Annotated in this window: 14 protein-coding genes and 1 riboswitch; all 14 genes read right to left on the bottom strand. The window is 64.3% G+C overall.

The features are described from left to right. Nucleotides 1–39: 39 nt before the first annotated feature. On the bottom strand, nt 40–1,494 hold the full coding sequence (locus SKZ59_RS25555; protein WP_319993347.1) for a cobyric acid synthase: 1,455 nt from the start codon (nt 1,492–1,494) through the stop codon (nt 40–42). Further along, a complete protein-coding gene (locus SKZ59_RS25550) occupies nt 1,491–2,288 on the bottom strand; it encodes an ABC transporter substrate-binding protein (protein WP_319993346.1) in 798 nt (265 codons plus the stop codon). The genes SKZ59_RS25555 and SKZ59_RS25550 overlap by 4 nt, the downstream gene beginning before the upstream one ends. Beyond that, on the bottom strand, nt 2,285–3,184 hold the full coding sequence (locus SKZ59_RS25545; RefSeq protein ID WP_034748791.1) for a cobalamin-binding protein: 900 nt from the start codon (nt 3,182–3,184) through the stop codon (nt 2,285–2,287). Before SKZ59_RS25545 ends, SKZ59_RS25550 begins: the two co-directional genes overlap by 4 nt. Next, the gene (cobD, locus tag SKZ59_RS25540; protein ID WP_319993345.1) at nt 3,181–4,167 is read right to left on the bottom strand and encodes a threonine-phosphate decarboxylase CobD; all 987 of its coding nucleotides are present in this window, start codon (nt 4,165–4,167) and stop codon (nt 3,181–3,183) included. The genes SKZ59_RS25545 and cobD overlap by 4 nt, the downstream gene beginning before the upstream one ends. Next, nucleotides 4,160–5,113: an adenosylcobinamide-phosphate synthase CbiB gene (gene cbiB / locus SKZ59_RS25535; RefSeq protein WP_319993344.1), complete on the bottom strand. Its 954-nt coding sequence runs from the start codon at nt 5,111–5,113 to the stop codon at nt 4,160–4,162. The genes cobD and cbiB overlap by 8 nt, the downstream gene beginning before the upstream one ends. Continuing rightward, nucleotides 5,107–5,673, bottom strand: coding sequence for a bifunctional adenosylcobinamide kinase/adenosylcobinamide-phosphate guanylyltransferase (cobU, locus tag SKZ59_RS25530; protein WP_034748782.1), 567 nt, complete (start codon nt 5,671–5,673; stop codon nt 5,107–5,109). The genes cbiB and cobU overlap by 7 nt, the downstream gene beginning before the upstream one ends. 7 nt (nt 5,674–5,680) lie before the next feature. Continuing rightward, nucleotides 5,681–6,313 (bottom strand): cob(I)yrinic acid a,c-diamide adenosyltransferase, encoded by a 633-nt coding sequence (gene cobO / locus SKZ59_RS25525; RefSeq protein ID WP_319993343.1) that lies wholly within the window; start codon nt 6,311–6,313, stop codon nt 5,681–5,683. Between the two features lies 1 nt (nt 6,314). Continuing rightward, nucleotides 6,315–7,082: an ABC transporter ATP-binding protein gene (locus SKZ59_RS25520; protein ID WP_072456966.1), complete on the bottom strand. Its 768-nt coding sequence runs from the start codon at nt 7,080–7,082 to the stop codon at nt 6,315–6,317. Nucleotides 7,083–7,089: 7 nt separating this feature from the next. After that, nucleotides 7,090–8,115 carry an iron ABC transporter permease gene (locus SKZ59_RS25515; RefSeq protein ID WP_319993342.1) on the bottom strand — a complete coding sequence of 342 codons (1,026 nt, stop codon included), beginning with the start codon at nt 8,113–8,115 and terminating at the stop codon, nt 7,090–7,092. An 89-nt stretch (nt 8,116–8,204) separates the two neighbouring features. After that, complete coding sequence (locus tag SKZ59_RS25510) at nt 8,205–10,076, bottom strand: TonB-dependent receptor domain-containing protein (RefSeq protein WP_319993341.1); 1,872 nt, start codon at nt 10,074–10,076, stop codon at nt 8,205–8,207. A 126-nt stretch (nt 10,077–10,202) separates the two neighbouring features. Then, nucleotides 10,203–10,445, bottom strand: a riboswitch (cobalamin riboswitch). Between the two features lie 44 nt (nt 10,446–10,489). Next, the gene (locus SKZ59_RS25505) at nt 10,490–11,044 is read right to left on the bottom strand and encodes a histidine phosphatase family protein (RefSeq protein WP_072456972.1); all 555 of its coding nucleotides are present in this window, start codon (nt 11,042–11,044) and stop codon (nt 10,490–10,492) included. Next, on the bottom strand, nt 11,035–11,850 hold the full coding sequence (locus SKZ59_RS25500) for an adenosylcobinamide-GDP ribazoletransferase (protein WP_319993340.1): 816 nt from the start codon (nt 11,848–11,850) through the stop codon (nt 11,035–11,037). The genes SKZ59_RS25505 and SKZ59_RS25500 overlap by 10 nt, the downstream gene beginning before the upstream one ends. Nucleotides 11,851–11,854: 4 nt before the next feature. Continuing rightward, nucleotides 11,855–12,895: a nicotinate-nucleotide--dimethylbenzimidazole phosphoribosyltransferase gene (gene cobT, locus SKZ59_RS25495; RefSeq protein WP_319993339.1), complete on the bottom strand. Its 1,041-nt coding sequence runs from the start codon at nt 12,893–12,895 to the stop codon at nt 11,855–11,857. Between the two features lie 44 nt (nt 12,896–12,939). Further along, a partial coding sequence (locus tag SKZ59_RS25490; protein ID WP_319993338.1) for a hypothetical protein occupies nt 12,940–13,227 on the bottom strand: 288 nt, incomplete at its 5' end.

Below are 13,227 nucleotides of genomic sequence, written 5' to 3'. Positions count from 1 at the left end.
AGGTCGGGTTGGCCGGTACGGCGTAACCCGACATTACCATCAGCGTGGCAGTCGTTCCAGCGCATCCATCAACGGCATCGCCGCGTCGGCGATGCGATCCAGGCTCGCCTCGCGCAGGGCTGCGGTATCCACCGTGTGGCCGGAGTCCAGCCCGGCCCAGCGCAGCAGCGCCGAACACGCGGCGGGTGTGTCGAACATGCCGTGCAAATAGCTGCCGAGGATTTGCCCGTCGCCCGACACAGCGCCTTCCGGGCGTCCATCGATGACAAAGGCAGGCTGCGCCAGCGCCGCGCCATGCGAGACGCCCATGTGGATTTCATAGCCTGCCACGGACGCATCGGCCGCGCCGGTAAACGCGCAGTGGCCGCTCACCTGTTCCAGACGTTTTTCGCTTGTCAGTTCCGTCACCATGTCGAGCAGCCCCAGTGCCCCTGACTCGCCCGCCGCGCCTTCCACGCCCAGCGGATCGCGCACGCTTTGCCCCAGCATCTGGAAGCCGCCGCAGATGCCCAGCACCTTGCCGCCGTAGCGCAGGTGTTTTGCCATGTAGGCGGGCCAGCCTTGCTGTTGCAGCCAGGCCAGGTCGCCGCGCGTGTTTTTACTGCCAGGCAGGATCACCAGGTCGGCCGCCGGAATCGGCTGCCCCTGCTGGATGAATTGCAGGTCGATATCGGGGTGGGCGCGCAGCGCGTCGAAGTCCGTGTGGTTGCTGATGCGCGGCAGTTGCGGCACCACTACCTTGAAGGCGCCGCGTTCGGCCTGCATCGCTTCGACGGCGTCTTCCGCGTCGAGGAATAGGCCTTGCAGATAGGGCAGCACGGCCAGCACGGGTTTGCCCGTCTGCTGCTCGAGCCACTCGATGCCCGGTTGCAGCAGCGAGATGTCGCCGCGGAAGCGGTTGATGACGAAGCCGAGGATGCGCGCCCGTTCGCTGTCGGACAAGCACGCCAGAGTGCCGATGATGTGCGCGAAGACGCCGCCCCGGTCGATGTCGGCCACCAGAATCACGGGGCAGTCGACGGCTTCGGCAAAGCCCATGTTGGCGATGTCGCGCGCGCGCAGGTTGACTTCGGCGGGGCTGCCCGCGCCTTCGACGACGACGGCGTCGTACTGCTGGCGCAAGCGCGCGTACGACTCCAGCACGGCGCCCATGGCGATGGTCTTGTATTGCTGGTAGTCGCGGGCATCCATCTCGGCGCGCACCTTGCCGTGGATGATCACCTGTGCGCCCGTGTTCGATGAAGGCTTCAACAGCACCGGATTCATGTCCGTGTGCGGCGCGATGCCGCAAGCCAGCGCCTGCAAGGCTTGCGCGCGGCCGATCTCGCCGCCGTCGCTCGTCACGGCGCTATTCAAGGCCATGTTTTGCGGCTTGAACGGCACTACCGTCACGCCTTGGCGCTTTAACAATCGGCACAGGGCCGCGACGACGGTGCTCTTGCCCGCGTCGGATGTCGTGCCTTGCACCATCAGGGCGGGGAAGGGGCTCTTCATGCCTGCCGCTCCTGCCACTGCGCGATGATGTCGCTGATCTGGCGCAGCCCTTCGGTGATCGCCGCAGGGCCTGGCGACAGGATGTCGGGCGACTTGATCTCGAACAGCATGTCATTGCGTACGGCGGGAATCGCATCCCAGCCCGGGCGTGCCGCCAGTTGTGCCGGCTGGAATTTCTTGCCGCACCAGCTGGCGAGGATGATGTCGGGCGCGCGTGCGACTACCGTCAAAGGATCGGCGATGATGCGTTCCTTCGCGCCCGGCTGCGCGGATAATTCAGGGAAGGCATCCGTGCCGCCGGCGATCCCGATCAATTCCGCCGCCCAGCCGATGCCGCTCATCAGGGGATCGTTCCACTCTTCAAAGTAAATCACGGGCTTGCGCGTCCAGGCGGCGGCGCGGGCCCGGGCAGTGGCGATGTCCGCGCGCAGGCTGGCGATCAATGCGTTGCCCGCTGCCTCGCGCCGCACCAGCGCGGCCAGCACGGCGATCATGCGCAGGATGCCGTCCACCGTGCGCTGGTTGAACTGGTGCACTTCGATGCCTGCCTTGACGAGGTCGCGGCAGATATCGGCCTGCATGTCGCAAAAGCCGATCACGAGGTCCGGTTTCACTGCCAGGATGCGTTCCAGGTTCGTGGACGAAAAGCCGCTGATCTTGGTCTTTTCTTCACGCGCGCGGGGAGGGCGCACGGTAAAGCCGGAGATCCCGGCGATGACGTCTTCGGCGCCCAGCGCGTACAGCGTCTCCACGGCTTCCGTCGACAAACAGGCGATGCGCTGGTAGTGACTCATTGAGCAGCCTTGGTGCGGCGCTGGCGGGCCATTTCCAGCTGTTCGCACATGGCGGCCGTGCCTTCGATCATGCGCGGGCCGGCGCGGTTCAGCAGGTCGCCATTCAGGCGGAACAGATTATTTTTGCGCACGGCCGTCATCGACGGGAAGGCGCGCCACATGGCCAGACCGCCTTCGCTGCGCGGATCGCTTTTTTCGCTGGTGCCGAAGATGACTTCCGGGTCTTCCTGCAACACGCCTTCCGGCGTGACGACGGGCGCCACCACCTTCATCGCGGCGAACACATTCTGGCCGCCGCATACACGCATCGAATCGCTGATGATGCTCGCGCCGCTCAAGGTGTACAAGGGCTTATCCCACACCTGGTAAAACACGCGCACGGGCGGGCGCTGCGCATATTGCGCCGTCAAGCTGGCCAGTTTGGCGCGCAGCTGGGCGGCGGCCGGCTTGGCGGTCTTTTCCGTGCCCATCAGCTGCCCCAGGCGCTCCATGCTGTCGGGGATATCGGCCAGCTTGCGCGGTTCGCTGTGATAGATCGGCACCTTCAACTGGCGCAGCATGGCGATCTGGCGCTCGGCGCTGCCATGCATCCACACGACGATCAGGTCCGGCTTCATGGCGATGATGCGTTCCATGTCGTACTGGCGGTTATCGCCCACCTGCGGAATCTTCTTGGCCGCTTCCGGGTAGTCGCTATAGCTGACGACACCGGCGATCTTCTCGCCGCCACCGGCTGCGAACAGCAGTTCCGTCACATGCGGGGCCAGCGCCAGGATGCGCTGCGCCGGTTTTTCCACGGTGACGGTATTGCCGTCGTCGTCGCGCACGGTGATGGCGGCATGCGTTTGCAGCGAGACCAGTCCGGCCAGCAGCAGCGATATGTTCAGGATTTTCATGTGTGCTTCCATGCGGTGAGGGCCTGCTGCAGGCGCAGCCAGGCGTGTTCGTCGGGGGGCAGGCCCAGGCGGATGCCGTGGGCGGCGTGGCGGAACAGGCGCACCCAGATGCCCGATTCCGCCATGTGGCGCCAGAACGCTTCGGCGCGATCTTCGGGCCACCACTGAAACAGCGCCGTGCCGCTGCTGGCGATGCCGTGCGTGGCCAACAGCTGATGCAAGCGGTCGCCTTCGCCGCGCAGGCGTTCGCGCATCGCGTTTTGCCAGTGCGTATCGGTAAGCGCCGCCAGTGCCACCTGCTGCGCCGGGCCGCTGACGGCCCACGGGCCCAGCATGTCGGCCAGCTGTCCCAGCAGCGCGGGATGGGCGGCGACAAAGCCCAGGCGCAGTCCCGCCAGGCCAAAGAATTTGCCGATGGAGCGCAGCACGATCAGGCCCGGCTGGCCCGAGTGCGGACCGAGACTGGCGTGGGCTTCCGTGTCGCCAAACGCTTCATCGACCACCAGCCAGCCGCCGCGCGCGGCCAGCCGGGTGGCCCATGCCAGCAGCAGTGCGGGGGCAATGCGTTCGCCCGTGGGATTGTTCGGATTGCAGACGACCAGCACGTCGCAGCTGTCCACCGCATCGGCCAGTTGCGCATACGGCACTTGGCGCAATTGGTGGCCTTGCTGGCCCCAGTGGTGTGCGTGTTCCGCATACGAGGGCGCGGCCACCACCACGCGCGACGGCGCGCGCAGCCGGGGCAGGGCCTGGATGGCGGCCTGCGTGCCCGCCACGGGCAGCATGGCTGGCGCGTCATAGTAGATGCAGGCGGCTGCGGCCAGCGCAGGATCGGACTCCGGCAGCCGGTGCCAGGCATTGGCGTCGGGTGCTGGCGCTGCATACCAGTGCGGGTTGATGCCGGTCGACAGGTCGATCCAGTCGGCCAGCGGTCTGCCATATTCGCGCGCGGCGTCGCGCAGGTTGCCGCCATGTTCAAGCAAGGTATTTCCCCTTCAGGTAGAACAGGCCCGCCAGCAGCGCCATCCAGATCAGCCACAGGATGGCCGTTTCCGCCACCAGGCGCCAGGCGCGGTCGATATCGCGTGCTTCGGCCGGGCGGCCGGCACCCAGCGGCGGGCGGCGTTCCAGTTTACCGTCATAGATGGCGTCGCCGCCCAAGGCCAGGCCCAGAGCGCCGGCGCCGCTGGCCATCACGGGGCCTGCGTTCGGGCTGCCCCAGTTGGGGGCCTGGCTACGCCAGCAGTGCCAGGCGCGCTGTTTGTCGGCCATGGTTTTACCCAGTAAAACGTAAGATAGGGCCGTCAGGCGCGCCGGAAGATAGTTCAGAACATCGTCGATGCGCGCGGCGCAGCAGCCGAACCAGTCGTAGCGCTCGTTTCGATAGCCCCACATGGCGTCGAGCGTATTGGCCAGCCTGAATAGTACGGCGCCGGGGCCGCCCGCCACGGCAAACCAGAACAGAGTGCCGAAGACGGCGTCGTTGCCGTTTTCCAGCAGGGATTCCGTGCTGGCCTTGGCCAGGCTGGCCGCGTCGGCGTTGGCCGTGTCGCGGCTGACGATACGCGCCGTCAGCAGGCGCGCGTTGTCCAGGTCATCGATGGCCAGGGCATCGGCGATCGGTTGATTGTGGTCGCGCAGGCTGCGCAGGCCCAGACATAGATAGAGCAGGAAGACGTGGAGCGCCGCACCGGCCAGGCCGCACAGCCAGTAGGCCGCATAGCTGATCGGCAGCACGGCCAGCGACCAGGCCAGCGCGCCGCGCAGCAAACGCCCGCGGCCCCGGTTCAGCAGGTGCTCGAGCGCGCTGGCGAGGCGGCCAAAGCCGACCAGCGGATGCCAGCGGCGCGTTTCTCCCAGCAGCATGTCGAGCAGCACGCCGGCCGTCATCAAGGCGGCCAGCATGGGCAGCGACAGGCCGCTCAGCATGGGCCGCCTTTCAGGTACAGGGGCAGGCCGGCGGCGACAAAGACGGCCTTGTCGCACACGGCCGCCACGGCCTGGTTCAAGCGGCCCGCTTCATCGGTGAAGCAGCGCGAGATGGCGCCGTAGGGCACGATACCCATGCCTACTTCGTTCGAGACCAGTACAAGATCACAGCCGGTGTCTTCGACTTCGGCCAGCGCGTACAGCAGGTGGGCGCGCTCGCTGTGGAATAGTTCTGGCAGGGCGATGTCGCCCACGTCCGGGTACGTCTCGCCAGTGGAAAACATCAGGTTCGTCAGCCACAGGGTCAGGCAGTCGACCAGCAGCAGGCGGCCGGGCCGTGCTTCCCGCAGGATGGCGTCGCCCAGGCGCAGCGGTTCTTCCAAGGTGGCCCACTCGGCCGGGCGCTGCGCACGGTGATGCGCGATGCGCGTGGCCATTTCGCCATCGCCCGCCTGCGCGGTGGCGATGTAGAGTACTTCCCTGCCGGACTCGCGGGCCAGCTTTTCTGCATGGGCGCTCTTGCCGGAACGGGCGCCGCCGAAGACCAGGGTGCGCGTCATGGCGCTGTTACCACTCGGTGCCGATTTGTGCGCCGATGCCGGCCGCATACGCATGCTTGACGACGGCCATTTCGGTGACGGTGTCGGCGATCGCGATCAGTTCGTCCGGTGCGCCGCGGCCCGTGATGACCACGTGCTGCATGGCCGGGCGTTCCAGCAGGTCGGCGATGACTTTATGCACGTCGAGGTAGTTGTACTTGAGGGCGATATTGAGTTCGTCGAACAGCACCAGGCCATAGCTTGGGTCGGCCAGGAAGGTCTTCGCCTGCTCCCATGCCAGTTCCGCTTTTTCGATGTCGCGCTCGCGGTTCTGCGTTTCCCAGGTATAGCCTTCGCCCATCGCATGAAAACTGATTTCGTCGGGGAAGCGGCGCAGGAATTTTTCTTCGCCCGTCGACATGGCGCCCTTGATGAACTGCACCACGCCCACTTTCATGCCGTGGCCCATGGCGCGGATGGCCATGCCGAAGCCGCTCGAACTCTTGCCCTTGCCATTGCCCGTGTTGACGATGATGATGCCGATTTCCTTGTCGGCCTTGGCGATGGCCGCGTCGATGATGGCCTTCTTGCGTTCCATGCGCACGCGGTGGCGCTCGTTGATGGCGGCGGTGTCCGCATTGATGTTTTTGTTTTCGCTCATGTCAGTCCTCTTTTGGTATGAATATCTTGCGTTTGCCGTGCTCGATGATCTCGATAGGGTGGCCCAGGTAGTCGCCCAGGATGGACGCCTGCATCACGTCGGCCACGGGGCCAGCCAGCCAGCCGCCATCGCCCATCAGCAGCAGCGCATGGGTCGAGACGCTGTGCGCCAGGTTCAGGTCATGCCCCACCATGACCACGGTTTTATTCTGTTCGCGGCACAGTCTGGCCAGCAGGCCCATGACGCTGACCTGGTGCGCCAGGTCCAGCGCGTTGGCCGGTTCATCGAGCAGCAGCAAGGGCGTATCTTGCGCGAGCATGGCGGCGATCGCCACGCGCTGGCGTTCGCCACCAGACAGGCTGCGCACGTCGCGCTCGGCCAGGTGCTCCACTTCCATCGAGGCCAGCGCCGCCAGGGCGATGCGCTGGTCGTCGCTGCCTTCCCAATAGTGATTGTCGTGATACGGGTGGCGCGCCGACAGCACCGTTTCAATGACGCGGTACGAGAACGCGTCGTGGCGCGCCTGCGCCAGGAAAGCCCGTTCCCGCGCCAGCTCTTCCAATGGCCAGTCTATCAGGGCGCGGCCCTGTATCGTCACGTGGCCGGCATCCGGTTCGCGCAAGCCGGCCAGGGTGCGCAGCAAGGTGCTTTTGCCAGCGCCGTTGCGGCCGATCACGCTCCAGCATTCGCCATCCTTGATTTGCCAGATGAGGTTTTCCACGAGGGAGCGCGTGCCCGCTTTCAGGCCGAGTTGGTAGGTGCGTATCATGCTTGTTTCATCCCCTGCGCAAGCGGTGCAATTGGTACAGGAAGACGGGCGCACCGATCATGGCCGTGACCACGCCGACAGGCAGCTGCAAGGGTGCCAGCACGGTGCGCGCCAAGGTATCGGCCAGTACGAGGAAGGTGCCGCCAGCCAGCGCGGCAGCCGGTATCAGCAGGCGGTGATCGGGGCCGCAGGCAAAGCGCAGCGCATGCGGCACGATCAGACCGACGAAGCCCACGCTGCCGGCGCTGGTGACGGCGCTGGCCGTAAGCAGGCCGGAACAGAAGAACAGTCCCTTGCGCAGCGCGCCCACGCGCACGCCCAAGGTGCTGGCCGCTTCCGCGTGCAGCGCCATGACGTTCAGCGAGCGCGCGCAGCGCAAGGCGAAGACCAGGGCGCCGGCCAGGACCAGCCAGGGCATCAGCCGCGCCGGTGCGCCGGACAGGTCGCCGATCATCCAGAACACCATGCTGCGCAAGCGGCTTTCCGGGGCGATGGACAGCATCAGGGTGACGATGGCCATGCAGGCCGAGGCCAGGATCACGCCCGTCAGCAGCAAGAGCGAGGCGCCGCCTTCGGCCGCCGTGCCGCCGCGCAGGTCGCGCCGGGCAAAGAAGTACAGCAGCATGGAGACGCCGACGGCGCCGGCAAAGGCGGCCGCATCGACCACCCACAGCGCGCACATGAACAGCAGCGCGGCCAGCGCACCGACGGAAGCGCCGGCGGAAATGCCCAGCACATACGGGTCGGCCAGAGGGTTGCGCAGGAGAGCCTGCATCATCAGACCCGCCAGCGACAGCGCCGCGCCGGTGACAAAGGCGGTCAGCGCGCGGCCCAGGCGCAGGTCGAGCAAGGTGGCGGCGAGAGTGTCGGTCTTGCCCTGCAGGACATGGAACAGGGCGGAAGGCAGGTCGGCGAGCGGAATGGCGATCGAACCGATCATGCCGGAGAAAATCAGGCTGGCAATCGCGCACACGATCAGCACCGTGAGGATCACGGTGGCGCGGTGGCACATATTGCGGAAAAATGGGTGCATGTACTGCCTTAAAAACGGGGACTGCAGAACTGCATCTGCGGGCGATGACAACAATGCCATCGTCCGCAGCTTACATCATTACTACGTGCTTATTTCATGCCGTAGCGCACACCGACGAAGACTTTCGAGCCTGGTGTCGCGTAGAAGCGGGCCAGTTCGTAGTCCTTGTTGGCGATATTGTTCCAGCGTGCCAGCACCGACCAGTCGCGGGCGAACTGGTAGGTGGCGTACAGATTGACCAGGCCATAGCCGCCCAGGACGTTCTTGTTGGCGGCATCGTCGAAACGCTTGCCCGACAGCTGCCATTCGGCGCCCGAGGTCAGCGCGCCCAGCGTGTAGTCGACGGCGAAGTTGGCGTGTTTCTTGGCGCGGCGTACCAGTTGCTTGTCCTTGGTTTCATCGCGTGGATCTTGCAGATCGATGTTGCCGCTGACGTTGAACGCGCCGAACTTGCGTGCACCCGCGATCGTCAGGCCTTCCAGCAGCGCCTTGTTGACGTTGTAGGCGCAGCCGTAGCCGGTGAACAGCGGATCGGGACAAGGCGAGGTATTGACCAGCAGGTCGGTGACCTTGTTGTGGTAGTAGCTGGCGCTCAGTTTCGACACGCCGTCGTCGTAACGCAGACCCACTTCGACGTTGCGGCCCTGTTCCGGTTTGTTCGTCGCCAGGCCATAGCCCGGGTAGTACAGTTCATTGAAGGTCGGTGCGCGGAAGCTGGTGCCGTAGCTGGCGCTGGCGCGCAATGCGTTGGTGATGCGGTAGCCGTAGGCGACGCTGCCCGTGTTGTGCGTGCCGAATGCGGAACTGTCGTCACTGCGGCCGCTGATGTTGAACAGATGCGCGCCGCGCACCATGTTGTACGCCGCTGCGAAGGACTTGGTATGGCGTGCGCCCGTGACTTCCGGCGTGCTGCTCGACGTGACGTCTTCATCGCGGTAGCTGGCCAGCAGCTGCAGGTTGTCGCGCCCGATGCGGATGTCGTTCTGCCAGGTGATATCGGACTGCTTGGTGTCGATCTGGCTCTTGCCCCACGAGCCGGCGCTGCTGTCGTCGCCCGACTTGTCGCGTGCTTCCGCATAACGCAGTTCGCTGGTCCAGTTGGGCAGGAATTCGTTCTTCGTGAAGACCGAAATGTTTTCCAGTTTCTGGTTGCTGCGCGCATCGTAGCCAGGACCGGCGTCGTACTGGGCTTTCAGCTTGCTGTTCAACAGGACCAGGCCGACTTCATGGCCCTTGGCCATCTGGTAGCCGAACTGGCCGCTGAAGCTTTCCTTGTCGTAGCCGTCTTTGTCCGGATTGTAGGTGTACTCAGGCGATGCACCGATCTTCGAAGCCGAGAAGCCATCCGATTTTTCCTTGCCAGCCGCCAGCGCATAGCTGAAGCTGTTCGGACCGCCGGTGGAACCTGCCACCTGGGCTTCGACCTGGCGCGTGTTGTTGCTGCCGTAACCGGCGAAAGCAGAGACGCGCGCGGCGCCGTCGCCTTTCTTCGTGAAGATCTGGATCACACCACCGATGGCGTCCGCACCGTACATGGTGCTCAGTGGGCCGTAGACGATTTCAATGTGGTCGATGCTGGAAAGGGGCAGGGCGCTCCAGTTGGCCGTACCCAGGGTGGACGAACCAATGCGCACGCCGTCAACCAGCACGATATTCTGGTTGCTGTTCGCGCCGCGAATGAAGACGCTGGCCGCGGTGCCTGCGCCGCCGTTGCGCGCCACTTCGATGCCGCGTTGTTTTTGCAGCAGGTCGACAATCGAGCTGGCGCCCGAGCGCGCGATGTCGTCCGAGCTGATGGTCTGCGTATCGCTCAATACTTCGCTCAGGTGTTGCGGGTAGCGGCTGGCGGTGACGACGACGGGATCGAAGGTGTCTGGCGTGGCTTGGGCGAAAGCGGCAGGCGCGGCAATGGCTAGCGCGAGCGACGTGAGCGCCGCGTGGCGGGAAACAGCATGGGTCATGATAGTTTTCAGTAAGTAATATGCAACCAGCCGACGTCCCCGTAGGCCAGATTGAACAGAAGTGGGAACTGAAGATGACGATCGAAGATGGCCATGGGCCATTCGGATCGCGAACATCCCCGTTCGCACACTTCCACCTGTCCTGGCCGGTATCCGGGCTGGCAAGTGCGGCTATCCCACCTTCCCATGCTCAATGATTGCAAGCACAGTGGTTGTCAGAGATAGCTTGTCGCCCGCGTCCTGTTGGGAGGGGCGACACTTGCTTACCGTTGCGGGGGCAGCACACGTTCGCCGCGAGTGCGGCATCGTGTTTCCCGTTTAACTGCGCTCATGGACATGAACGCGGGCACCAAAACCCCGCCATTATACGTGCAGTGGGCGTGGACTGAAATGGCTGGCTGGGCGCTTCGATATCAGAAATCGACGACGACCGTCGCACCGTAGGCGATTTTATGGGCGGAACGGGCGGCCAGCAGGGCCGTTTCCTCCAATGGCAGCCGGGCTTGCAATGCCGACAGCAGGCGGATGGTGCCCGCATGGCAGATGATGATGGCCGTTTCGTGTTGTTCGCGCAACAGATCGCCTAAAAACGCATCGACGCGGGCAGCCATCGCCAGCACGTTCTCGCCGCCGCCGGGCCGGTACCAGGCAAGGTCGGCCGCCCAGGCATCGATGTCCGCGCGCGCAATCGCGTGCCAGGGCTGCATTTCCCATGCGCCAAAATCCATTTCGACCAGCCGCGCATCAAGGTGCAGGGCGCTGGAGGGCAAGTCTTGCGCCAATGCTGACGCCAGGCCGGCGCAGCGGCGCAGCGGACTGGCGTAGAGCGGCACACCGGCTGGCAGCGTTGCTTGCAAATGGGCGTGCACCGTGGCCATTTCATGCGGCGCCACCGCCACGTCGCTGCGGCCATAGCAGGTGCCGCTGGTCACTTGCGGCGTGGGGTGGCGAACGAGGATCAGGCGCATGCTTGTTCAGTAGAAGCGCAATGGAAGCTGGAAAGGATTGCCAGGTAAATCGCTACTTCCGCCACCTGCTGCACGGCGCCCAGGCAGTCGCCCGTATAGCCTTGCAGGCGGCGCTGGCATTTGCGGCCCAGCCAGAATGCGGCAGCTGCCGCCGCCACGATGGCAAAGACCAGCGTGGCCCAGTAGAATATTCCCAGCAGGCCGCAGGCGATGGCGGGTAGCAGACCACAGACGGCGGCGATGATGAATTCTCCCGTAGTCATCTCCTGCGCCATCGGCTTGGCCTTGCCTTCATCGCGCGCATAGTCCATGGCCCAGATCAGCGAGACGGCGGCCAGGCGCGAGAGTGGATGGGCGATGAGTAAGGTTGCCACCACCGTGGCAGGCGGCAGCGATGCGAGCGCCGCGCATTTGATGGCCAGCAGGCACAGGATGCCGATCGCGCCATACGCGCCGATGCGCGAATCCTTCATGATTTCCAGCACCCGTTCGCGCGTCAGGCCGCCGCCGAAACCGTCGCACATGTCGGCAAAGCCGTCTTCATGGAAAGCGCCCGTCAGGTAAATGCCGGCGGCGACGGCCAGCAGCACGGCCACGGCCGAAGGCAGGAGCCAGCTTGCCAGCAGATACACGACGCCACTGATGGCGGCCACCACGACGCCCACCAATGGAAAGTAGCGCGAAGCGTGCTGCAGCCATGCTGGCTCGAAACCCACCCAGCGAGGGATGGGCAGGCGCGTGAAGAACTGCAGCGCGATGAAGAATAATCGGCATTGATGGATGGCGGCGGAAACGGGATTGGCCATGGTCTTAGTCTGGCGTGGACTTTTCGCTGACCTGGGCCGAGGCAAACGTCGCCATCTCGCGCATGAAATTGACGGCCGCGTGCAGCAGCGGCAAGGCCAGCGCCGAACCCGTGCCTTCACCGAGGCGCAAATCGAGCTGCAACAGCGGACGCGCTTCCAGGCTGGCCAGCAACTGGCGGTGGCCATTTTCATCGGAGCAGTGCGAAAACACGCAGTAATCGAGAATGGCCGGCTGCAAACGGGCCGCCACCAGCAGGGCGCTGCTGACGATAAAGCCGTCGATCAGCAAGATCATGCGCCGTTCGGCCGCTTTGAGCATGGCGCCGGCCATCATGGCGATTTCGAAGCCGCCAAAGGTGGCCAGCACGTCGAGTGGCGCATTGACTGCCGCATGATGGGCGACGGCCGCTTCGATCACCTGCTGTTTGTGCAGTATCCCTTCCTTCGACAGGCCGGTGCCGGCGCCCACGCAGTCGGCGACCGGTGTTCGCGTCAGCTTGTGCATCAGTGCGGCGGCGGCCGTGGTGTTGCCGATGCCCATTTCGCCAAAGCCCAGCACATTGCCGTCCAGGCTGGCTGCCAGATCCATTCCCGCCTGCATGGCGGCCAGGCATTGCTCCTCGCTCATGGCGGGCTCTTTGGCAAAGTTGCGGGTGCCTGGGCCTTGCTTGCGGTCGAGCAAGCCGTCGCGTGGGCCAAAGTCATGGTTCACGCCGGCGTCTACTATATAGAGGGAGCAATCGCTCTGGCGGGCGAAGACGTTGATGGCGGCGCCGTTGCCGAGGAAGTTCTCCACCATTTGCCACGTCACGCTTTGCGGATAGGCGGAAATGCCTTCGGCGACGACGCCATGGTCGGCCGCGAAAACGATGATGGCGGGCTGGCGCAATGCCAGTTGCGTGCTTTGCTGGATCAGGCCGATCTGGCGGGCCAGGGTTTCCAGCATGCCGAGACTGCCCAGCGGCTTGGTCTTGCTATTGATGGCGTGTTCGAGGGCGCTGGACAGGGTGGGATTGGCGGTAGAGGTAATGTGTGGGATAGGCATGGGAATCTATATGGATGAGGCAGGGTATGGTTGGCACTACGATATCACACAGCAATATTTGCCCAGATGCAAATTAGCGCTTGCGGGGAGTTCGGGGCAGGGCTATAATTCGCCCCCTCGCTGAACGACGCATGCAAATGCTGAATGAGACGAGAAAAAAAGAAGGAGTTGACGGATTTAGCGAAATGCTTCATACTCTTCCTTCTTCGCAGCTGACAAACACAACGCTTTGTCGATAGCGCGAAAGCAGTAACCGAATACAGTTCTTTAACAATTAACAGTCGATAAGTGTGGGCATTTGATGTAAGTGCAGCGTCAATCTTCGGATTGTC

Origin of the sequence: Janthinobacterium sp. GMG2 (assembly GCF_033949445.1) — a bacterium.
Taxonomy (GTDB): Bacteria; Pseudomonadota; Gammaproteobacteria; order Burkholderiales; family Burkholderiaceae_D; genus Janthinobacterium; species Janthinobacterium aestuarii.
Note: the sequence above shows the minus strand (reverse complement) of the source record. Positions and strands in the feature narration are given on the sequence as shown.